Genomic DNA, 20,811 nt, shown 5'->3' on the forward strand with positions numbered 1-20,811 from the left:
CAGGTTTACGGCGGATCCCAACTCCCAGCAGTGGGAGTTCGTGGGAGTTCCCGCGGGGTTTACCCGGACGTTTAACGGCCGCAGGTTTACGGCGGTTCCAGCTAGATTTCAACCATCTAACTGGCCGCGAAATGGACGCCGCCAAGTCCCCGCGGCAAATACGCGGCTATTTTTGTTCGAAGAGGATGTTTTGGCTAACAGGGGCCACCACGCGCCGCGCTGGGAATATGCCGGGCTCCTCCCACTCGTGGGTGAGAGCCGCGCTAATCCGCTTCAGTGCCGCTTCCTCCTGTGGCCAGCCGATCCATTGCTGAAATCGTGATCGGTCCGGGACCCACATAGGTCGATCCGATCAAGCTTTTACCGAGGACGTACCGAATTTCGCTCCGCACCCGGTCCAAAATCGACATTGTTGCAGCTCGGAGCGTCACGATCAGACAATGCGTCACGTCCCTCCGGAGGCGGGTGCGCAGGTTCGAATCCTGCCGGGGGCACCAAATATCTGTTGCCCGTCGCGTTGGCTCGCTTTTAGGGTGACGCGCGTGTCTAAGCCTTCCGCTTATCCTCCGTTGAACGTTCAGGTGCATACGCCCCAGCTTTCGTTGCTGGGTGCGACAGATGAACTCCTGGAACGTCTAATCCCGACAGTGCGCAAGGGTGTGGTCACGGGGCCTCCGTGGCCCTTTGACGATCCGATGTCGCTTTACGCGGACAGCCCAGAACGCGAGTGGCGCTGGCTGCGGGGGATTTGGGGCGGCCGGAGCAAGGTTAGTGAGAGCTTCTGGCGTCTCTACTTCGTCGTGATGATCGACGGCGAGCCGATGGGGATGCAGGACCTGCTGGGCATTGACTTCGCCTCGTTCGGGACCGTCACTACGTTCTCCTGGCTGAGCCCTGATCTGCGAGGCGGCGGGCTGGGCAAGGAGATGCGGCAAGCGGTGCTGCATCTGGCTTTTGAGGGGTTCGGCGCCGGTGAGGCTGGCAGCGATGCGTTCGTTGACAACCACGCTTCGAACCGTGTTTCTGAAGCTCTGGGTTATGTGCCCAATGGCGTCAGCTGGGACAACCGCAAAGGCGAGCCGGCCGAGATTAAGCGCTGGAGGCTAACTCGCGAGCAGTGGGCCAAGCAGCGGCGTGCTGACATCGAACTTGCCGGTGTCGCCGACTGTCTGCCGGTCCTCGGGATCGACCCGCAAAAATGACAAAACCGGTGACCCGAGGCGCGGATTCAACCGCGCAGGCGGGCCACCGGACAAGTCCCGCGCTCTCGTTGAGATCGGGGACCTTCAATCGAAGGGCTAGCAGCATTCTGAGTGCTGCCGCTGATCACCGCAAGGGTTACATTGCCTGAATGAACACGCTGGGCGGGCACGAAGCCCGCCCAGCGATGTCGTTTAGTGACCGTGCCCGCCGTGTCCGGCGCTGCTGTCTGCCCTTGCGGGCAGGAGGAATGCGGTGATGATCACGGCGATGGACAGCACCATGCCGATGATGAACGCCAGCCGCATGCCGTCGAGAAGAGCGGCCGAGGCGGCAACACCTTCTGCCTTAAGGGAGTCGGCTCGCGCGCTCATCACGGTGACGACGAGTGCGGTACCGAAGGCCGCTGCCACCTGCTGCAGGGTGCCCAGGATCGAGCTGCCGTGCGAGTAGAGGTGCGGGGGAACCGCGCCAAGACCCAAGGTGAACACAGGGGTGAAGGTCGCGGCCAGACCCACCATCATCATCGCGTGCAGCACGAGGAGCTGCCAGTACGGCATGGTCATTGAGACCTGCGTGAAGCCGGCGAGCGCGAGGGTGATCGCGATCGCGCCGGGGATCACCAGGACCCGGCCGCCGAACTTGTCGAACAGACGGCCAACGGTCGGCCCGAGCAGACCCATCGCGAGACCGCCAGGCATCACGAGCAGGCCGGTCTCCAGAGCGCTGAGCCCGCGGACGTTCTGCAGGTAAAGCGGCAGCAGGATCATCGAGCCGAGCATCGCCATGAACGCGACGGACATCATGATCAGCGCGATCGTGTAGGTGCGGTGCTTGAGGGTCCGCAGGTCCATCAGCGGCGTGCCGGTCTTCTGCAGCGACAGCTGGCGGAAGACGAAGACGGCGATCGCCGCGAGCCCCGCCACCACAATGCCGGCGGCTAGGCCCATGCTGCCGCCCTGGAACCGGCTAAGTCCATAGACCAGGCCACCGAAGCCGAACGCGGCCAAACCAACGCTGAACCAGTCGATGTTGCTGACCACAGGCTCGCCGACGTTCTTGAGCTGCTTCATGCCACCCCAGGTGATCAGGGCGGCGATGGGAAGCACCACGCCGAACAGCAAGCGCCACGAGCCGAAGTTGAGGATCACTCCCGAGATCGCCGGGCCCATCGCGGGCGCGACCGAGATCGCCAGGGTGACGTTGCCCATGACCTTGCCCCGGTCTTGCTCGGGCACGACGTGCATCAGGGTGGTCATCAGCAGCGGCATCATCACGGCCGTGCCTGACGCCTGAATGATGCGTGCGGCAAGAAGCACTTCAAAGGTCGGCGCGACAATGGCCAACGCGGTGCCGACCAGGAACAAACCCATAGCCGTGGCATAGGCACTGCGCGTGGACACCCGCTGCATGAACCAGCCGGTAATCGGGATCACCGCCGCCATGGTCAGCATGAAGGCGGTCGAAAGCCATTGCGCGGTTTGCTCGGTGATATTCAGCGCGCCCATCAAGTTAGGGATCGCGTTGATCATGATCGTTTCATTGAGAATGACAATGAAGGTGGCCAGCACAAGCAGCCGGATCACGGGCGGCGTGCGACCCGTGGTCTCAGTCGCGGTTTTGGCAGGTGAGTCGAGCTGTTGGACTGGCACGGTACCTCGTTCAGGGTTGTGGGGCAGAAGGTGGTCATTCTCAGCGGTCTTATTAGCAATCGCGGTCATACCAAGACTGACGAACGCCACCGACAAAACTCATCGCAGCGACCCACATTGCAGCAAAATCTGTTCACTATCATCCCGTTTTCGCCAGCAAGGGGTTCTTGCATCAACGTTGTGACCTGCCACTTGATCTCAGAACCAGCTAAGTCGTGGCGATCGTCACATCACCCGAACGATCATCTTGCCGGTGTTGGCTCCATCCAACATCGACAGGAAGGCGGCGGTCATATTCTCCAGACCGTCCACAATGGTTTCGTCGGTGCTCACGCGACCACTGCGGATGTGCGGGACTAGAAAGTCCTCAAGCTCGGGCTGCAGGTGCGTGAAGTCGCGGACAAGAAAGCCTTCGAGTCGCAGTTGCCGTCCAACGATGTCGAACAAGTTGTGCGGGGCAGCGGTGGGCGATGTCGCGCTGTACTGCGAAACAGCCCCACACCAGGCGATCCGGCCCCGGTCACGCATGTTCGCGATCGCGGCCGCGAGGTGATCGCCGCCCACGTTTTCCAGGCTTACGTCAACGCCGCCGGGTGCCGCTTGGGCAAGCTGTGCGGCAAGGTCTCCCTCGCGATAGTTAAGCGCGGCATCAAAGCCTAGGCGCTCCAACAGATAGCGTGCCTTGTCCGGCGAGCCCGTGCTGCCGATGACCTTCGCCGCGCCAAGCAACCGCGCGATCTGGCCTGCCGCGCTGCCCACCCCACCGGCCGCGCCCGTGATGAACACCGTTTCGCCGGGCCGCACCTTGGCAATGCGAGTCAGCCCGACATAGGCCGACAATCCAGTGCCTCCAAGCATTCCCAGGTACGCCGTGAGCCCCACCCCCTCCGGCACGCTGAGACGGCGGACCGTAGCCGGCGTGACGATGGCGTGGCTTCGCCAGCCCTGCCGGTGCGCGACGAGCTGACCCTCTGCTAGCTCAGCAGCGCGCGACTTGACGACCCGTCCCAGTGCCCGTCCTTCCTGCGGGGCGTTGAGGTCACCGTCGTCCATGACCTCGCGCATGTAGGGGTCGACCGACAGGTAAAGGTTCTCAACGAGCGCCTCGCCGTCTTGAAGCGGCGCGAGGGTCTCCTGAACGAGCCTGAACTGGCTGGCTTCCGGGCGGCCGTGTGGACGGGCAACCTGCTGAATCAATGTCGCTTGCATGGCTGTCAGCCAATCGCGGTCGCCAAAGTGGACGCAAGGATTTAGCATATCGCTTAATGATCAGCTACAGTCTCACCGCCGACGACCTGGGGAACATGCGCTTCGCGTGCTCTCCGCTCTTGGAGACCGTCACCAGCTTGTGGGCGCTGCGCTGGCCAGAGCGATACGTGCTGCACCTGCCATGGGTCAAACGCACCCGCGACCTGCTCGCCCACCTCGATCCCGCCGACGTGACTGTCCTGAATGGACTCGTCGGAACACATCACGGCTGGCTCCCGGACTTCCTAGCGCCCCGGCCGGTCACGCCGTTGCCCGACATCGCCACCGAGCTGGATCAGGTCCGGCACACCGCCCCGGCCAAGGCTGCCAGCGACATTCGCGCCGTCAACGAGGGCAAGCTGCCGCGGCTGGGCAATCCGGCGAGCATCGCCAGCGTCCTGGAACGCTATTGGCAGCTGGCCATCGCCCCTCATTGGACCCGGATGCAGGCCTTACTCGAGGCCGACATGCTTTACCGGGCAAGGCAAATGGCACATGACAGCACCGTGGCGATGCTGACTGGCCTTGACACACAAGCGCGCTGGCGTGAGGGGACTTTCCACGTCAACGCCGGTTTCGGGCTGCGCTACGACGTCGCGGTGGCCGGAAGAGGGCTCAGCCTCGTGCCGGGACTGTTCGTTCCGGGAACTATTTGCCCGGTGGGACAAGACGAGCCGCCGACGATCGCCTACCGCGCCCGGGGCATTGGCACCCTGTGGGACAACGACCGCAGTCCCGCTCCACAGGCGATTTCCGACCTCATCGGTGCGGGCAGGGCTGGCGTTCTGGCCGCGCTAAACGGGCCGACCACAACGACTGACTTGGCCCGGCGGCTCGGCGTGACCGCGAGCGCGATCTCTCAGCATCTCGCCGTCTTGAACCGCGCCGGGCTCGTGGCCAAGGCACGGGCCGGGCGAACGGTGCTCTACGCACGCACCGAGATCGGTGAGCAGCTGGCGTCCCAGCCTGGCGGCGCGAAACACTAGCCCATTTCCGCAGCTAGGGAACCTTGTGGGCGTCCCACCGTGTCCCACGGCTAGCGCGAGGGCCTACGTTCTGGTGGTCGGATAACTCCCAGAGGCACAAGAAGAGGGAGAAAAATCGATGAGCATCGAGGGTACGCCGAACTTGTCCTACCGCGAGGCATTGCGCGACCGGCGGGTGGCCGGGCTCATGCTGGGCGACCTCCTCGCCAACGCCGGCACAGGCATGCTGATCGTCGCCATGCCGGTGCAGACGCTGTCCATTCACGGCAGTTTGCCGAAGGCCGTCGCGATTGGATTGGTGGAGGCGGCACCGTTCATCCTGGCGACCGTCTTGGCGTTGTCTATCGGCTTGGGCCGGGTGCGCATCCCTCCGCGCACGTTACTGGTCGCCGATTGTGTGCTGCGAGCGCTAACCTTTGCCGCCCTTGGCTTTTTGGCGATCACTGAACGGCTCACCTTGCCGGTGCTCATCGGCGGTCTGCTCTTCGGCTCGGTGTTCCGCATGGCGGGGGCGAGCAGCCGGCGCCTGCTGGCGACCTCCATCGCGGGCGAACGGGGCCAGTTCGCCGTCAACGGATTGCTCGGTGTCAACGCGACTTTCGCGCTCTACATCGTCGGGCCGGTGCTGGGCGGCATCATTGTCGCGACCACGGGCGCGGGCACCGCGCTGTTCTTCGACGCGCTGGGTGCGCTGATTCTGCTGGGCGCCGTGCTGGTTTCCGTGCCGGCGACGACTGCGAAGGCGGTCCGCGAAACGCACGCCGGGACCGCGCGAGCCCCCGAGTCGGGCTGGAGCATCCTGCGCCGCCGCCCTGTGGCAGTGCAACTGCTCATCGTCACGTTCTTCTTCAACTTCTTCTACATGCCCATCGAAATCGTCCTCCCGCTTTATGTGGGCGAGACACTCGGCACCGACGCGTCGGGGCTGGGATTGATGTGGGGCGCGCTGGGCCTGGGGGCGTTCGCTGGTGCCGCACTGGTCAATCAGTTGCGCAACCTTCCGCAACGGCACGTTCTGATCGCCATCATCGGTTTGTGGGCGGCGTGCCCGATCGCTCTGGCGCTGACGAGTGATCTCACGGTCGCCTTGGTCGTGTTTGGACTCGGCGGCTTGGTGTGGGCGCCGTTCACGCCCGTGGCTTACAGCTTCTTGCAAGCGGGACTTCGCGAAGATGAGCAGCAGCAGGTCGTCACGCTTTGGACGACGGGCTCGGCCGTGGCCGGTCCGCTCGGCCTGATCATCGGCGGTCCGCTGATCGCGCTGGCGGGAATCACTGGAGGGCTTGTGGTTTCGGGCGTGCTCACCCTGCTCCTGCTCCCGATCGCCGCCTTGGCCGTGCTGCGGCGCGCGCCACGCACCGCGATGATGACCAATGCCTAAGCTGAAGCCCCTGACCAGCCTGCTCGGCGGTCAGGGGCTTTAGCTTCGCGGTCAGCCTCTGGCTGGATCGCTGAACACCTGGTTTCCCCCACCGTGACAGGTATAGAGGATTATCTTGGTGTTGTTAGCTGTCCCGGCGAACCACGCGTCGAGGCACATGTTGGCGTGTGGCATGTAAAGCGAGCCGTCCGCCCGGTACTGGAAAATTTGGTTTGTTCCCGCGTGGCAATCATTGAGCACGATCGCATAGGCGAGCGCCATGTTGCCCGCGTCAAGGCAGCGGCCACTGGTGGGGTTGAACATGGTGCCATCGGCGCGCAGGACGAACTTCTGGTTTCCGCCACCGTGGCAGTCGAAGATCTCTAGCGCCGTGCCGTTGGCTGTTCCATAGCCTTTCAGGTCAAGGCAGCGGTTGGAGGCCGCACCGACGACCGACAGGTCATGCATTCCCGAGTGGTTGCGTGCTTCCCGGTCGGTCATCGCTCCTAAGAAGACCTTGACCTGATCGATCTGGCCGCCAAAGAAATCCGTGACGCCATTTACCGCACCGACTTCGAACGGCACCGCCGGGTCATAGCTCCCGCGCGCGTTGACACCCACGCTGGACTGCTTGTAGCCGCTGACGTAAAGGCGCGTCTGCCCGCTAGCGGGATCGAGCACCCCGATCAGATGTTGCCATTGCCCAAGAACCGCGGGGTCATTGGATTGCGAGCCGGTCCAGGTATAGCCACCCTGACCGTCCGGACTGGCGACCGAGAAAATCCACTTGTTGGTGTTGCCATCCAGATACAGGTTCACCGCGTGGTTCTGCCGCGCGATGATCTGATTCGTGGTGCGGTACTGGTCGGCCTTGACCCACGCCGAAATGGTGACCGGTTGATCCGTCCGGACAACGGGGCCATTGGTGACCGCGCGGCCCTGTGTCGCGTTGAGGCTGAAGGCGCCGTTGCTGTCGTGGCCCGGGTTAGCGAAGGTCGCGTTGCCCTCCATCGTCATATGGCGCGACCAGTAGGAGCCATCGAGCACGTCGCCGTCACCGAAGTCCCAGGTGCCGACTTCTTGCACCGACATGACCCCGGTGGTGGCCGGCTGGGCCGGCAAAGCGTTGCGGCCAAAGATGTCATCGCCGCTCGCGGAGCGATTCCAGATCCTGATGTCCGCGACATTGCCGATGCCCTTCTGCATCAAAGCACCGGTGCTGTACTTAGCCCAGCCAACGTGCACCTGGCCAGTGGCGTTCCACGGTGTGCCGGTGCGGTTACGGGTTTCGGCATGCTGGCCGTTGACCCACAGGCGCACCTGGTTTTCCGCCGCGTCATAGGTCGCGAGCAGATGTGTCCAGACGCCTATCTTGGCGGGGCCGTGCACGAACGTGCCGTTGGTTGACGTGTTGTCACCGTCATAGAGCACGAACCCAAACGCGTCCTTGGCCGTTGTCGCGTAAAGGATGAAGCCGCTGGTGTTAGTGCCCTCTTGAGAAATGATCGCGTTGTACTGGTCGCTGGTGTCGGTCAGCCGCACCCACGCCGAGACGGAAAAAGACTTCGACGTGTCTACCGCGTTGGCGGCCGACAGCTTCGCTCCGTCGTGCAGGGTCAGACCCTGTGACCCGACGTAACGGACGTCAGGGGTCCAGGAAGTGTTGGGGCCGCTGAGGTGCCGCGTACCCATTTGATCGTCTAGACCGTGGCCCGGGATGTCGTCGAGCGGCCAGTGCGCTACCGGCGCTGACGGGCTGTTGGTCAGGAAGCTGTAGTGGGTCGTCGGGCTGGTGATGCCAGACGGTTCCCGGCTGTAAACGTGCAGCACGTTGTAGCCGTGCCGCGGTGGCGCGATGACCACGGTGGCGGTCGCGCCGGGCGAGACGTTGATGCTGTACGCCGGCGGATCCGACCAGCCGTAGAAGTAGGTTGTCACGTCAAGCCCGGCGGTTCCCCCGTTGTGCAGCGTGAAGGTTCCGGGAATACCTGGACCGCCCGACGGCGTGCTGCCGTTGGGATAGGTTGCCGAGGTGACGCCTGGCATTGGCGGCGGCCCGGTGTTGACCTGGAAGTCACACCAAGGCGAAACCCCTTGGGTGCCATGGATTCCGTCGCTTGTGATGACTCGCCAGGAGTAGGACTTGCCCTCCGCGGCGGCACCGAGGTCCAGCGTCACGTCGCCGTAGTTGTTCGCTGGTTTGGCTGGCCCAGCAACGCTATTGACTCCGCCAGACGGCAGTTCTTTCCACTCGAAAGTCGCGTTGAGCGTGTTGTCCCCGTCGGAATCGATGTACTGAGCGCGCAGTTGCGGCTGGTTGGTCGCGACCACGCCACCACAGGCTACGCCAGAGGTTTTCAGGTCGGCGGGCGTGCCAGGCGGCCGGTTGTAAGTTCCGGCGAGAACCGCGGTTGAGTGGTGGAACTTCATCCACTGATACGTTCCGCTCTCCCCCGAGCCGGAACTGTTGCTGCACATGCAAAGCCCAATGGTGTAGGTCGGCCAGCCCTGGCCTGAGCCATATCCCACGTCGCCCGTGAGGTTGGGGAACACGAGCCAGTCGTCGCCCTGATCGCCACTGCAGCCACCGGCCTCATTGGACTGACCCCACGCTGAAGCCAGCGGGCCTGTCTGCAGCCCGGTGCTCCAGGCGACCCGGGTGCCATTGGCCCCGCCGACACTGTCCGAGCGGTAAAGATAGGCAGTGTTGCCACCACACGCGGAGCTATGATCGAGGTTGATGCCGACCGCCGCGTAGGTGATTTGCACGCCTTGGATGCCCGACATCGAGAACTCGAAGAACGACCGGAAAAGCTTGCCGTCATCTGGATTCCGCCCCACCCTGGCATGCTCGCCCGGCGTCCAGTTCGAATTCGTGTTGTTCGCGTAGGCCCAGCCCATCTTGTTCCGGTCCAGCGGCGGGTCGATGAACAGTGGCAGCACACCGGTCTTGAGCAGCTCGGCGTCTGGCGTGACAGTTAGCTCATCTCCTTGTGCGGCAACGGCGATCTGGCGCACGTGCGCGGCTGGTCCCGGCTCGGCCGCCGTCGAAACAGAGATACCGCTTGGTGTCACACCTGGCAGGACCTCACCTGCCAGCGCCGGGTCCATCGCCGAATCCCACATCGCTGAGGCGTGCGAGACCGGGCCAAGTGCCTTGCCCGTAGCGTCAGCCAACTCCAGCTCACCTTGCTGAGTGCTGCGAAGCCTGGCGTCGCCGGACATCGCATATTTCACCTTGGCGAGGGCGGGACTTGCAGCCGCAGCACGCGTTTTGACGATCAGCGTGTGCCGGTAACCCTCCGCGGTCACGATCAGCGCGAGGTCGGCACCGGGGAGGATCTCACGATAGGTGGCCGTGTTTCCCTGGATCTCGGGCGCGGGAAGGGTTCCCGGCCAGGAAAGCTCAAACCGCTTGCCGTCCACATTAGACACGACGAAGGGGCCTGGCCCACCGTTGGAAAAGCTCACGTCTGCCGCCGCCTTCGGCGCCCAGCGGCCGTCCTTTTCCTTCTTCAACGTGGTGTCGATGTCGCGCCAGGCACCATCTTTGCGCACGCGTTTGGCGGTCGCGGCGATCTCGAACGACTGGGTGCCGTCGGGATTGGCGAAGAACTTAGCCTTTTCCGTACGCAGACCAAGGATCTCCACTTTGGACTTACATGCCTTAGCTTGGCGCAACGCGTCCGTCTCGGACAGGGAATCGCTCCGGCATTCTGCCGCGGCAGCCGCCGGAAGGGCGGTAACAAAGGGAATCAGGGCTGCAAGCAAAGTCATGCTGACCGTCGCCACGACAGTCTTCCCCGCTCGTCTCATCATGCCGTGCATCGTCCGCGTTAGATGCACAGCAGCCGCATTTATTACGTACAGCTAACGGGTCGCCCAGACGGGGCTGTCGACGTAGTGGTTGTCATACAGGTCTTGCGTTTCGCCGACCTCTTGCCAGGTCGCCTCACCCAGGTGAACCTTGTCCAGCAGGCGGTAATAGTCGAATCGCGGCTTGCCGGGCGTAATGACGACCAGGAAGTCCGCGTCCTGCCCATCGGCGGGTGCGAAGGCGTGCGGTGTATTCGGCGCGACGAAGAGCGCGTCCCCCTTGTGCAGGGTGTGCAACTGGTCGCCGGCCAGCATCTGAAGCGCGCCGTCGAGCACGAAGAACAGCTCGCCAGATTTCGTGTGCAGGTGCGGCGGCGCACCGTCGGTGCCGTGCTTGAGCAGAGTGCGGTTGCTGGTCAGCATGCCGCCGGTGTGCTCCGGATCGAGCAGCAGCGTGATCACACTCGCCGGGTCGCTAGCAAGGGTTTCGGCCTGAGTAGCGCGTACCAATGTCATTCCTAGACATTAAGTGTCCAGAATAGCCCCGGGCAAGCGATCGTCGCGTTCGTCACAAATCCTGGACATGTAGAGTCCAGAACTATGCGGATGAGTCAAGGCGTCGAATGGGCGCTGCACACGTGCCTCAACCTGAGCTGGCTGGACGTGCCCGTGCCCACGAGCGTCCTGGCGGCCTTCTACGAGTTACCTCCGGCCTACCTGAACAAGCAACTGCAAGCCCTAGCCCGTGCCGGGATCCTTTCCTCCACCTCAGGACCCGCAGGCGGATTCCGGCTCGCACGTGAGCCCGAACAGGTTTCGCTCATGGACATCGTCGCCGCGATCGAAGGCCCGGACGAACTGTTCCGGTGCGACCAGATCCTGCGGCAGGGACCGGGCAAGCACGCCGGAGTTGATTACCGGGACTCCTGTGCGTTCTCGCAAGCTATGCACCGCGCTGATCTCGCCTGGCGATCCGAACTCGCGGCGACATCGGTCGCCGGCATCCGGGCCAACGTCGAACGCCAGCATCCCAAAGCGCCCGCCAACACCCGCGAAAGGATCGCTGAACTGCGCCGCTAGCTGCACTAACGGGCCGTGTCAGGAGCGTGTCAGGCCGGTGGCGGGCCCGGCTCGCAAGGTAGGCGCATGACAAGTTCAGCGATTACAGCTTCCGGGCTGCGTAAGGCGTACAAGGACAAAATTGTTCTTGATGGCATTGACCTCGACGTTGCCGCAGGCACGATCTTTTCCCTGCTTGGCCCGAACGGGGCTGGCAAGACGACGACGGTCAACGTTCTCACCACGTTGACCAAAGCCGACGGCGGCACGGCACACGTCGCCGGGCACGATGTGGCGGCCGAGACCAAGGCCGTGCGTGCGGCCATCGGCGTCACCGGCCAGTTCGCCGCGGTGGACGACCTGCTGACCGGCAGGGAGAACCTCCAGCTGATGGCGAACCTCAAGGGACTGAAGTCAGCCGAAGGCAAGCGGGTTGTCGACGACCTGCTGCAGCGATTCGACCTCACCGAGTCGGCGCAGAAGATGTCCGCCACCTACTCCGGCGGTATGCGCCGCAAGCTCGATCTGGCGATGACCCTCATCGGCAAACCTCAGATCATCTTCCTCGACGAACCAACAACGGGGTTGGACCCGCGCAGCCGCCGGACCATGTGGGACATCATCCGCCAGCTGGTGGCTGATGGCGTCACCATCTTCCTAACCACGCAGTACCTGGAGGAAGCCGACCGGCTCGCCGATCGCATCGCGGTGCTCGATCAGGGCAAGCTGGTCGCGCAGGGCACGCCTGCCGAGCTCAAGCGCCAGATCCCTGGCAGCCATGTCCGGCTGCGCTTCGACAGCGATGCCGAATTCGACTCCGCGCTAAGGGTTCTCGCCGGTGCTTCCCGCGATGGCGAAGAGGACCTCGTCTTGCGGGTCCCTAGCGACGGTGGCGCGAAATCGGTTCGGGCCGTGCTCGCCCAACTCGACGCCCACTACATCGAGGTGGAGGAATTCTCGGTGCACACCCCAGACCTCGACGACGTTTTCCTTGCCCTGACTGGCCGCACTAGCACGAAGGTGGATGCAAAATGAGCAACGCGATGACCATGCTTGGCCGCAACTTCAAACACACCGTCCGCAACCCGATCGCGGTGTTCAACTCGATCCTTTTCCCCGTCGTGCTTCTGCTGATGTTCGTCTACATCTTCGGTGGCGCTTTCAAAGTCCCCGGAAAGTACGTCGACTACATAACACCCGGCATGATCGTGATGGTGATTAGCTATGGGTTGAGCGCGACCGCCCTGGCGGTCAACTCCGACATGACCAAGGGAATCATCAACCGTTTCAAGGTAATGGATATCTCCCGCAGTGCCGTGCTAAGCGCTCATGTCGTGTCAAGCATGCTGCGCAACGCGATCGGCATCGCGGCGCTCATCGGCGTGGCGTTCCTCATGGGATTCCGGCCAGCGGCCAGTGCCAGCGATTGGCTTGCGGTCATCGGCCTTATCTTGCTGATCTCTTTCGCGACCAGCTGGCTCACCGTGGCGCTGGGGCTCGTGGCCAAGTCACCGGAATCGGCGGGAATGATCACGGTGCCTCTGATCATGCTGCCATTCTTGAGTAGTGCGATCGTCCCTGCGGAAACCATGGGTACAGGCGTGCGGCAGTTCGCCGAATACCAGCCCTTCACACCGATCAACGAGGCCGTGCGCGGACTGCTCGCTGGCGAGCCCAACACGACCAGCACCGTCACCGCCATCGCCTGGTGCGTCGGCATCGCCCTAATCGGATACGTGTGGTCTTTGTCGACCTTCAAAAAGCGAGCCTGAGGAAGTTGTCATGCCGACATTCGAAACGCCAGGACCGATTGCCGCCACTGTAGAAGTCGCCGGCGCTCAGCTGCGGGTCATCGCGAGTGCTCGCACCGACACCGTGGTGCGGGTCGAGCCGCTGAACAAGGCGAGCCGCAAGGACATCAAGGTGGCGGACAAGACCAAAGTGGAGTTCGCCGGCGGCCAGTTGTCCGTCAAGACAAGGGTCGCCGGAGATAAAGCAGGATCGGTCGCCATCACCATTGACTTGCCTACCGGATCGAGCCTGGCTGCCTACCTGGCGTTTTCGAATGTCACCGCCGGCGGCTCGCTCGGCGATTGCGAGCTGCACATCGCCTCGGGCCGCGTCCAGCTGGACCGTGTCAACGGGCTGCGGGCGAACATCGCTTCCGGTGAAGTCGCGGTCCGTCACGTTGCTGGAAACGCCGTTGCCGAAGGTGCCGTTTACGGGATGCGGATCGGCGAAATCGACGGCGCCGCAAGCCTTTCGAACGCGAGCGGCCAGGCGTGGATCGGCCACGCCTCCGCCGACCTCGATCTCAGCAGCGCCACCGGCGACTTCGACGTTGACCTCGCTGACGCCAGCATCACGGCCAAGACTGCCAGCGGCGCGATCCGGATCGGCCGGATGACCAACGGCCGGGCCAAGTTAATGAACGGCTCCGGAAACATCGAGGTCGGCATCAGCCAGGGCGTCGCCGCCTCCATCGACGCCAACAGCGAACGCGGAGCGGTGCACAGTTTCGTTGCGCCGCAAGGAAACGCGGGCCCTTCCGACGCCAAAGTCATGGTCTACGCCCGCACCCGAAACGGTGACGTCATCGTCCAAAACGCAAGCTGAGCCTCACGAAGCGAGCGTGACCTCGACCAGGTCAGGCCAGCTCGCTTGCTTACCTTCCTGCGCCACCTCGGCGAACCTCTCATCGCCGAGGTGACGTCGCGCATCCTGCTCAATCCTCGCCGCATCCGGCCGTGAGCGGTCTTCCTGACCCCGAACGCCCACGCTTGCGGCGAGCAATCGTGCCGCTTGTTCGTATTCGCCGTGGCGAGCGGCTAGGTCCGCTACGCCGACAAGCACTTGAGCGATCGTGGGTACGAAGCCCGACTCCGAGGCAGCCTGAAACGCGGCCACGCGGTGGGTCCGGGACTCACGCAGATCGTCCGTCAGGTAGCCGAGCATGTTGTGTATCTCGGCTTGGATGTTCGGCTGCTCCGCGTCGTCACCAAGCAAAGCGGTCGCCGTGCCGAGTTGGCGGCGAGCCTCGCCGGCGTTGCCGCTCCAGCGGGCGAGCTCTGCCTTGGCGAGGGCCAGCTCCACTAAGGCATCGGGCCAGGTCACCGCTTCGCCGCACCGGTCGGCCTTGGCGATGGCGGCCGCGCTAGCCTCCCGGTCGCCAAGCAGCCAGTAAAGCAAGCCCTGTTGGGTCCTGAGCCGGATGACATCTTCGATCGCGACAACCTCGGTGATGACGGCGATCGCTTGTTCGTAATAGTCGCAAGCGCGGGCGAACTCACCGCGCATCGCGAGCTGCTCCGCCAGCTGAGACAGGGCGATCGAGATCCCGAATCGTTCGCCAAGCGCCTGAAATTCCGCGAGCGCCTGCTCTAGGTAGGCTTCCGCCTCGGGCCCCGCCTGACCGAACATAATCCGCATCTTGCCCACCTGGAGCCGGGCCAGAGCCCGCACCCACGGGTCTTCACTGTCCAATAACGACGCGAAGGCCGCGACGCCTGACTCGGGCGAGCGCAACATGTGCTCCAGCGGCATCACCAATGCCAGCAACGGATTGCTGTTCTGGCTCTGCTGACTGAACCGGTATGCCTGGTGAATCCAGTCGGCGCCTAGCTGTTCGCCACCTCGCCCCGAGGTCACGAAGAGCACGACCATCCCGTAAGCCATGGCGCGGACGTCATCGGTGACCTCGCCGGGGACGCTCGCCGCCGCGATCAGCAGCTCGATGCCTTCGGTCCGGCGCCCGCCCAGCCACCAGTACCAGCCAGCCGCTCCCGCGAGCCGCATCGCGGCCTGTGCGTCGCCGGCCGCGATCGTCCCGCGCATAGCGGCGCTGAGGTTATCGTGCTCGGCTTTGAGGATGGCGAGCCACTCCAGCTGCTCCGCGCGACGCAAGTGTGGCTCAGCGGACTCAGCGAGCCAAGTGAAGTAGGCGAGATGTGCCTGGCGGGCCAGATCGGTTTCTTCGGCTTCAGCGAGCCGGTCCGCTGCGTACTCCCTGATGGTCGTGAGCATCCGGTAACGCGGCGCCGCACCATTTTCCGTTACCAGCAACGATTTCTCGGCTAGCGAGGTGAGCAACTCCAGCACCTCGAATCGCTCGACCGTGTCGACGGCACAGACCCACTCGGCCGCTTCAAGACTTGTCCCGCCGGCGAATACCGCCAGCCGACGCAACACTGTCCGCTCAGCGTCGCTGAGCAACTCCCAGCTCCAGTCGACCACCGCACGCAGCGTCTTGTGCCGGGGCAATGCTGTCCGGCTGCCACTGGTCAGCAAGCGGAACCGGTCATCGAGCCGGTTAGCGAGCTGGTCGATCGTCATCGTGCGCAACCGGGCGGCGGCCAGCTCGATCGCGAGCGGCATCCCGTCTAGCGCCCGGCAAATACGCATCATCGTCGCCAGCGTGTGCTCGTCATCGCCGAGATCCTTGCGCACAGCCCCGGCCCGGTCGCGCAGCAACTGGACCGCCGGCGAGGATTCGATTTCGGCGAGGCTGGCGCCCGCTGGCACGGTCAGCGGCTCAACCATCCAAAGCGCCTCACCAGTGATGCCAAGGGGTTCCCGGCTCGTCGCCAGGATTCGCAGCCGCCGGCACTCCCCCAGCACGCGGTCGGCGAATCTTGCCGCCGCTTCGATCACGTGCTCGCAGTTATCCAGTATTAGCAACGCTTCCCGCTCGCGGACAGCGGCGATGAACCCGTCGATGGGATCGGCACTCTGCGCCGCGCCGAGCAGAGCATCCCGGAGCCCAAGGCTCGCTAGCGCCGCCTGGGCCACGTCACCGTCAGCGCTGGTGGGAGCGAGCTCCACTAGCCAGACTCCGTCGGGCAGGTCGCCGACGATCGTTTGTGCGGTTTCCGTCGCCAGCCTGGTCTTGCCCGAGCCGCCAGGCCCGATCAACGTGGTCAGCCGGTGCTCGGCGATCAGTTTGCGGACAGCGGTGACATCGTCATCCCGGCCGACGAAGCTCGTGAGCTCGGCACGCACATTGGTCTTGCGGTTCTCTTCACGCCGCCCCAATTCGCCTCGCAGCAACGCGACGTGCAAGGCGGCCAGCTCAGGTGAGGGGTCGATGCCCAGGGCGTCGGCCAGAGCCTCCCTGGTGCGCTCAAAGGTGAGCAGGGCCTCAGAGTCGCGCCCAGCGGCCACCAGGGCGCGCATGAGCGAGGCGACCAGTGGTTCCCGCAAGGGATGTGCGGTCACGGCGTCGGTCAATTCCGCGACCACCGTCGCGCCATGGCCGAGACTGATCTCCGCCTCGAAGCGGTCCTCCATCGCTGTCAGGCGCAGACCCTCAAGCCGTGTCACCGCCGCGTCGAACGCCTCGCTGTCTTCCAGCCCGACGTCCTGCATAGCTGAACCGCGCCAGAGCCCCAGTGCCTCACGCAACAGCCCCACGCGCTGAAGGCCCTCCTCCTGGCGGGCCTGGGCGATGAGCCTTTCGAACCGGAGCGCATCGACGGCCGCTGGTTCCACCGTCAGCCGGTAGCCGCCCGTCTGGCCCTCGATCACTCCGGCCGGCAGGACCTTGCGCAGCCGGGAAGCCAAGCGCTGCAGGGCATTGGCCGCATCAGTGGGCGGATTCTCGCCCCAGATCCAGTCGATGAGCGTCGACTTCGGGACGGTGCGGCCTGGTTCGAGCGCTAAGGCGATTAACAGTGCACGCAGCCGGGCGCCCGGTACGTCGGCCAAATTGCCGTCGCTCGTGCGAACTTCAAATGATCCAAGCATCCCGACCTGCACTCGCCGATTCTGCCACGGCGGCCCGGGACGGCAACATTGGATAGCGCAAAGGTGGCCCTCTCCGCTATCCAATGTAGACAGTCACTAGCCGCGCGATGACGCGGGTTCCGCGATCCGCCGGCGCAGCAAGGCAGCTAGAGGCTGCGTCCCGCGGGTGGCCCAAAGCGCGACGGCGGCAAAGAGGATCTGCTCCGGGATGCGCTGCCACAGCGGGGAGGCAGGCTCACCGGCGAACGGGATCTCGGCGGTGGCCGCGTAGATGTTCGCCGGCAGCATGAACGCGAACAGCAGCACCAGGCAGTATGCGGCGGCACGCCGGGTCCGGGTGACGATCAGCCCCAGGGCGCCCAGGATTTCCAGGACGCCGGTCAGATAGACCATCGCCGAGGGAAACGGGATCGCCGGCGGAACCATCGCCACGAGGTCGGCGTGGTTTGGCATGACGATCACACTCGCGGGGACGAAGTGCGCACTGGCGGTCATGAACAGCATCACGGCCAGCGCGTGTGCCGCCGAGGAGGGCCAGCTCGCGAAACGCTTCACGCCCAGCAACCCAAGCCCGCGCAACAACACCAGTGCACTGAGCAGAACGGGGACTGTCATATCGGGCTCCCAATCTAGTCGTTGTCAAGTTCGGTTTCGAAGGTACCCCCCATGCGCTATCTTGTCAATGACAAGTTGAGAGGATCTGATGCTGTGAGCAAAAGCGGATACCACCATGGAGATCTTCGCCGGACGATCGTCGCGGCCGCTGTCGCCGCGATCGGCGAATCCGGCCTTGACGGTTGGAGCCTGCGCGAGCTCGCCCGGCGAGCGGGCGTCTCCCACGCCGCGCCCGCCCACCACTTCGGCGACAAGACCGGAGTGCTGACCGCCATCGCCGCCGAGGGTTTCACCCTGCTCGCCGAGGCACTCGAAGCAGCAGAGGCCGATTTCCTCGCCGCTGGACTGTCCTATGTCGACTTCGCGGTCAAGCACCCCGTCCACTTCGCGGTGATGTTCCAGCCGGGCATCTACCGGGCTGATGATGAAGCCGTCCAGCAAGCCGAAACCCGGGCAGGCGACGTGCTTCGGTTGGGCGCCAAGGCAATGGCCGCGGGTTCCAAGGCGGCTCCCGAGCACGCGACCCTCGCGGCCTGGTCGATCGCCCACGGCTTCGCGAGCCTTTGGTTAAGCGGTGCGCTGCGAGTGCCACCCGGCACAGAAGCCGTCGATGCCGCCCGGCCGGTATTGCATATGCTCGTGGAATGACCCCGCCCTCTCCCGGCACTCGCCCGGTCTGGTTGCTGATCGGTCCCACCCTCGCCGCCTCGCTAGGTGCCTTCCTGTTCACCGTCACCGTTGGGCCGGAGTGGTCGGCGATTCAGGCGGACATGAATATGCCCAGCATCATGACCCTCTGGATCTTCGTTGCCTTTCTGTTCACGGCCGGGCTCGCGGTTCTAGCTGGCATCACCCTCGGCCGCCGGTGGCCGACCGCCGTCACGCTGCCCGCGATCGCGTTACTAACACTCAGTGCACTGCTCAGTTCGTTAGCACCGGATAGCGGGTTCTTCGTGTTCAGCCGCGCCATGGCCGGACTCGGTGCCGGTTTAGCTTGGGGCACAACGGCTGCACTCCTCGTGCCGATGCGGGCACAACGTGTGCCTGTCATGCCACTTGTGGCTGGTACGGTGCTGCTGTCGCTCGTTTTAGGACCCATTGTTGGCGCGCTTCTCGCCCAGATGGTGACCTGGCGTTTGCCGTTCGTGCTGGCCTTGCTAATCGGGGCACTGGCGTTCCTCGTAACCGCGATAGGCGGGATCGTCGAGCTAACCCAGCGCACGTCCAAAGTGGACCCGCGTTAGGAGAGGTGACGGCGCAAGAAGGCGAGGATTTCGCGGCGCGCCGGGCGTGCCGCTGGCCCGGGGATAGCGAGCTAGCCGGGCGTCGGTGCCGTCGGCCCGTAGTCGTTGGGCGAACAGGCACCCGTGGTCGGCAGCGGGATCGAGCTCGCCGGTGACTTCGAAAGCCCTGGCTGGCCAGCGTTTGCGGTCACCGATGGATAGTCGAGCATCGTCTCGATCCAGTCGGTGGCTGGAAAGACCAGCACTAGAGATGGTGTTGCGTACCTTCACATGACGGATGGGAGACCACCATTGGCCTCCCATCCGCACTCTGTTTAGAAGAAGCCCTTCTTAACGTTCGGGTTCTTAGGATCCTCAGCGTTCGAGGAGTTACCGCCCTTGTTGACGCAGTCCCAGCCGCTCGAAGTCTTCGTCGCGGTCTGGCCTCCTGGGCAGGTGATCGGCGCGGCGGATGACGCCGTGGCGTTCACGAGACCGATTGTCAGAAAAGCGAACAGTGATATGACAAAGGCAAGAATCCGTTTGCGCATGTTGAGCCCCCGATCTGGCGCTGCGGATGACCTCAAGCTTCCTCCGCCATACCGCCGAAATACAGCAGGAATTGGGCCCAGAAAGTCAGACCATTCGTTTTCTAAGTGCTGGCTGGGCAAAATTCCGCGGTGAGCATCTCGAAGAAAGCGCCCAGCCCCACCCAGTCCGCGCTCATCTGCGTCACCAGCATGTGCTTGCCGTCCCGCGTCCCCATCGCGTATGACCACGAGCCATAGGTCGCACCGCCACCGCCCCAAACCTTGACGCCGCAGGGCAAATCCTGGCTGAACACGCCCAGACCGTAGTGCGTGCCCGGAATCCAGCTTTGAGTGTCCGTCATGGTGAACATTTCCTGCTGCTGAGCAGCGGGAAGGAGGTGTCCGCCCAGGAGAGCGCTGAAGAAACGGTGAAGATCGCCGGTACTAGACACAACTCCCCCGGCCGCCCACGCGAACGACTGGTTCATCTCGGTCGCGTCATAGACCGGCGCTTGTGGGTTCTGCGAGAACAGCACGGAATAGTGCCGTGTGTGGTGCCCACGGATCTTCGCCTCCGCGCGTGGAAGATAGCTCTCGGTCAGACGCAACGGATGGAAGATCCGCCTGTCCATTTCCTCGCTCAACGATCCGCCCGAGGCTCGCTCGGCGATCATGCCAGCGAGGAAGTAGTTGGTGTTGGAGTACCAAAACCGCACCCCTGGAGCGTCGCGGCGCTCGTGCGACATAGCGACCTTTACCAATTGCTCCGGGGTATAGCTGTCATAACGGTGCACAAACCAAGCGTCTTCCTTTCCCTTGCTGAAGAGTTCTTCGTCGTCGAGATAGTTGTAGACACCGCTGGTGTGGTTGAGCAGTTGCCGAATGGTGATGTAGCGGCCGTCGTGGGTGTTCGGGCCAACGCCGGTGACGAGCCCTGGCAGCCACTTATCGACCGTGTCGTCGAGGCTCAGCTTGCCCTCTGCGGCTAGTTGCAGGACAACGACAGCCGTGAACACTTTGGAGGTGCTGCCAACCCGGAATCGCTCGTGCGGCTGGCGCTTGCGGCCCGTGCTCGTGTCGGAAGCGCCTGCCGCGCCAAACCATCTCGCGTCACCGTCGCGAATCTCCGCCACTACGCTGGGCACACCTTCGGACACGGTCCGGTTGAGGATGCTTTGGACATTGGGACGGGTGGTTCCAGAGACCGCCGACGCGGTGCCCGCTCCCGTTGCTGTCGCTAGAACCGCCGCGGCAACCGCCACGGCGGGAAGGGATTTCGTCATGTGCTCCAGCCTGATCCCCGTGAGCAGGGCGGCAAACGCGGAAAGTGACCACTTGCTGAAGGCGGGTTGGCAGCAACCGGCCACGCCTGGCATGCTC

General features: G+C 64.0%; 18 protein-coding genes. 9 read left to right on the forward strand and 9 right to left on the reverse strand.

The features are described 5' to 3' along the window. Positions 1–542: 542 nt before the first annotated feature. On the forward strand, positions 543–1,202 hold the full coding sequence (locus tag A3E1_RS0132180; RefSeq protein WP_040392514.1) for a GNAT family N-acetyltransferase: 660 nt from the start codon (positions 543–545) through the stop codon (positions 1,200–1,202). A gap of 192 nt (positions 1,203–1,394) precedes the next feature. On the opposite strand, the gene A3E1_RS0132185 is transcribed toward A3E1_RS0132180, so the two are convergent. Both A3E1_RS0132185 and A3E1_RS0132190 read right to left on the reverse strand, forming a co-directional pair. After that, on the reverse strand, positions 1,395–2,852 hold the full coding sequence (locus tag A3E1_RS0132185) for an MDR family MFS transporter (RefSeq protein ID WP_211216040.1): 1,458 nt from the start codon (positions 2,850–2,852) through the stop codon (positions 1,395–1,397). 225 nt (positions 2,853–3,077) lie between these two features. Next, entirely contained in the window at positions 3,078–4,061 is a 984-nt protein-coding gene (locus A3E1_RS0132190) for an NADP-dependent oxidoreductase (protein WP_020524942.1), read from the reverse strand. 56 nt (positions 4,062–4,117) lie between these two features. Between A3E1_RS0132190 and A3E1_RS0132195 the strand changes: the two genes are divergently transcribed. Together A3E1_RS0132195 and A3E1_RS0132200 are read left to right on the forward strand one after the other, a co-directional pair. Next, a complete protein-coding gene (locus A3E1_RS0132195; RefSeq protein ID WP_020524943.1) occupies positions 4,118–5,086 on the forward strand; it encodes an ArsR/SmtB family transcription factor in 969 nt (322 codons plus the stop codon). Between the two features lie 118 nt (positions 5,087–5,204). Next, the gene (locus tag A3E1_RS0132200) at positions 5,205–6,467 is read left to right on the forward strand and encodes an MFS transporter (protein WP_020524944.1); all 1,263 of its coding nucleotides are present in this window, start codon (positions 5,205–5,207) and stop codon (positions 6,465–6,467) included. A gap of 51 nt (positions 6,468–6,518) precedes the next feature. On the opposite strand, the gene A3E1_RS0132205 is transcribed toward A3E1_RS0132200, so the two are convergent. Beyond that, positions 6,519–10,265, reverse strand: a complete 3,747-nt coding sequence (locus A3E1_RS0132205; protein ID WP_169454479.1) for a LamG-like jellyroll fold domain-containing protein — start codon at positions 10,263–10,265, stop codon at positions 6,519–6,521. Between the two features lie 51 nt (positions 10,266–10,316). Next, positions 10,317–10,778: a cupin domain-containing protein gene (locus A3E1_RS0132210; protein WP_026209042.1), complete on the reverse strand. Its 462-nt coding sequence runs from the start codon at positions 10,776–10,778 to the stop codon at positions 10,317–10,319. Positions 10,779–10,862: 84 nt separating this feature from the next. On the opposite strand from A3E1_RS0132210, the gene A3E1_RS0132215 reads away from it, so the two are divergent. The 4 genes from A3E1_RS0132215 (at position 10,863) to A3E1_RS0132230 (ending at position 13,937) form a co-directional block, all read left to right on the forward strand. Further along, the gene (locus tag A3E1_RS0132215) at positions 10,863–11,342 is read left to right on the forward strand and encodes an RrF2 family transcriptional regulator (protein WP_026209043.1); all 480 of its coding nucleotides are present in this window, start codon (positions 10,863–10,865) and stop codon (positions 11,340–11,342) included. Positions 11,343–11,408: 66 nt separating this feature from the next. After that, positions 11,409–12,356 carry a daunorubicin resistance protein DrrA family ABC transporter ATP-binding protein gene (locus A3E1_RS0132220; RefSeq protein ID WP_020524948.1) on the forward strand — a complete coding sequence of 316 codons (948 nt, stop codon included), beginning with the start codon at positions 11,409–11,411 and terminating at the stop codon, positions 12,354–12,356. Beyond that, positions 12,353–13,093 carry an ABC transporter permease gene (locus A3E1_RS0132225; RefSeq protein WP_020524949.1) on the forward strand — a complete coding sequence of 247 codons (741 nt, stop codon included), beginning with the start codon at positions 12,353–12,355 and terminating at the stop codon, positions 13,091–13,093. Before A3E1_RS0132220 ends, A3E1_RS0132225 begins: the two co-directional genes overlap by 4 nt. A gap of 10 nt (positions 13,094–13,103) precedes the next feature. After that, positions 13,104–13,937 (forward strand): DUF4097 family beta strand repeat-containing protein, encoded by an 834-nt coding sequence (locus A3E1_RS0132230; RefSeq protein WP_020524950.1) that lies wholly within the window; start codon positions 13,104–13,106, stop codon positions 13,935–13,937. 3 nt (positions 13,938–13,940) lie between these two features. Here A3E1_RS0132230 and A3E1_RS0132235 read toward each other — a convergent pair whose 3' ends face one another. Together A3E1_RS0132235 and A3E1_RS0132240 are read right to left on the reverse strand one after the other, a co-directional pair. Further along, positions 13,941–17,075: a BTAD domain-containing putative transcriptional regulator gene (locus tag A3E1_RS0132235; protein WP_020524951.1), complete on the reverse strand. Its 3,135-nt coding sequence runs from the start codon at positions 17,073–17,075 to the stop codon at positions 13,941–13,943. An 84-nt stretch (positions 17,076–17,159) separates the two neighbouring features. Continuing rightward, a complete protein-coding gene (locus A3E1_RS0132240) occupies positions 17,160–17,678 on the reverse strand; it encodes a DoxX family protein (protein WP_020524952.1) in 519 nt (172 codons plus the stop codon). 51 nt (positions 17,679–17,729) lie between these two features. On the opposite strand from A3E1_RS0132240, the gene A3E1_RS0132245 reads away from it, so the two are divergent. Beyond that, on the forward strand, positions 17,730–18,326 hold the full coding sequence (locus A3E1_RS0132245; protein ID WP_020524953.1) for a TetR/AcrR family transcriptional regulator: 597 nt from the start codon (positions 17,730–17,732) through the stop codon (positions 18,324–18,326). Then, positions 18,323–18,922, forward strand: coding sequence for an MFS transporter (locus A3E1_RS0132250; RefSeq protein ID WP_020524954.1), 600 nt, complete (start codon positions 18,323–18,325; stop codon positions 18,920–18,922). The genes A3E1_RS0132245 and A3E1_RS0132250 overlap by 4 nt, the downstream gene beginning before the upstream one ends. A 71-nt stretch (positions 18,923–18,993) precedes the next feature. Here the strand turns inward: A3E1_RS0132250 and A3E1_RS47485 are convergent, their stop codons facing one another. The 3 genes from A3E1_RS47485 to A3E1_RS0132265 all read right to left on the reverse strand — a co-directional run bounded on the left by A3E1_RS47485 (position 18,994) and on the right by A3E1_RS0132265 (position 20,714). After that, a complete protein-coding gene (locus A3E1_RS47485; protein WP_020524955.1) occupies positions 18,994–19,167 on the reverse strand; it encodes a hypothetical protein in 174 nt (57 codons plus the stop codon). Between the two features lie 69 nt (positions 19,168–19,236). Continuing rightward, the gene (locus tag A3E1_RS0132260) at positions 19,237–19,452 is read right to left on the reverse strand and encodes a hypothetical protein (protein ID WP_020524956.1); all 216 of its coding nucleotides are present in this window, start codon (positions 19,450–19,452) and stop codon (positions 19,237–19,239) included. Positions 19,453–19,553: 101 nt separating this feature from the next. After that, the gene (locus A3E1_RS0132265) at positions 19,554–20,714 is read right to left on the reverse strand and encodes a serine hydrolase domain-containing protein (protein WP_040392566.1); all 1,161 of its coding nucleotides are present in this window, start codon (positions 20,712–20,714) and stop codon (positions 19,554–19,556) included. Between the last annotated feature and the right edge of the window lie 97 nt (positions 20,715–20,811).

This window comes from Catelliglobosispora koreensis DSM 44566 (assembly GCF_000379685.1).
Lineage (GTDB): Bacteria > Actinomycetota > Actinomycetes > Mycobacteriales > Micromonosporaceae > Catelliglobosispora > Catelliglobosispora koreensis.

Bases quoted from the DNA above. Each gene is read 5' to 3' on its own strand.
- A3E1_RS0132220 (WP_020524948.1), top strand. From the start codon at position 11,409: ATGACAAGTTCAGCGATTACAGCTTCCGGGCTGCGTAAGGCGTACAAG.
- A3E1_RS0132265 (WP_040392566.1), bottom strand. From the start codon at position 20,714: ATGACGAAATCCCTTCCCGCCGTGGCGGTTGCCGCGGCGGTTCTAGCG.
- A3E1_RS0132250 (WP_020524954.1), top strand. From the start codon at position 18,323: ATGACCCCGCCCTCTCCCGGCACTCGCCCGGTCTGGTTGCTGATCGGT.
- A3E1_RS0132245 (WP_020524953.1), top strand. From the start codon at position 17,730: ATGCGCTATCTTGTCAATGACAAGTTGAGAGGATCTGATGCTGTGAGC.
- A3E1_RS0132200 (WP_020524944.1), top strand. From the start codon at position 5,205: ATGAGCATCGAGGGTACGCCGAACTTGTCCTACCGCGAGGCATTGCGC.
- A3E1_RS0132195 (WP_020524943.1), top strand. From the start codon at position 4,118: ATGATCAGCTACAGTCTCACCGCCGACGACCTGGGGAACATGCGCTTC.
- A3E1_RS0132215 (WP_026209043.1), top strand. From the start codon at position 10,863: ATGCGGATGAGTCAAGGCGTCGAATGGGCGCTGCACACGTGCCTCAAC.
- A3E1_RS0132240 (WP_020524952.1), bottom strand. From the start codon at position 17,678: ATGACAGTCCCCGTTCTGCTCAGTGCACTGGTGTTGTTGCGCGGGCTT.
- A3E1_RS0132225 (WP_020524949.1), top strand. From the start codon at position 12,353: ATGAGCAACGCGATGACCATGCTTGGCCGCAACTTCAAACACACCGTC.
- A3E1_RS0132260 (WP_020524956.1), bottom strand. From the start codon at position 19,452: ATGCGCAAACGGATTCTTGCCTTTGTCATATCACTGTTCGCTTTTCTG.
- A3E1_RS0132230 (WP_020524950.1), top strand. From the start codon at position 13,104: ATGCCGACATTCGAAACGCCAGGACCGATTGCCGCCACTGTAGAAGTC.
- A3E1_RS0132205 (WP_169454479.1), bottom strand. From the start codon at position 10,265: ATGATGAGACGAGCGGGGAAGACTGTCGTGGCGACGGTCAGCATGACT.
- A3E1_RS0132190 (WP_020524942.1), bottom strand. From the start codon at position 4,061: ATGCAAGCGACATTGATTCAGCAGGTTGCCCGTCCACACGGCCGCCCG.
- A3E1_RS0132210 (WP_026209042.1), bottom strand. From the start codon at position 10,778: ATGACATTGGTACGCGCTACTCAGGCCGAAACCCTTGCTAGCGACCCG.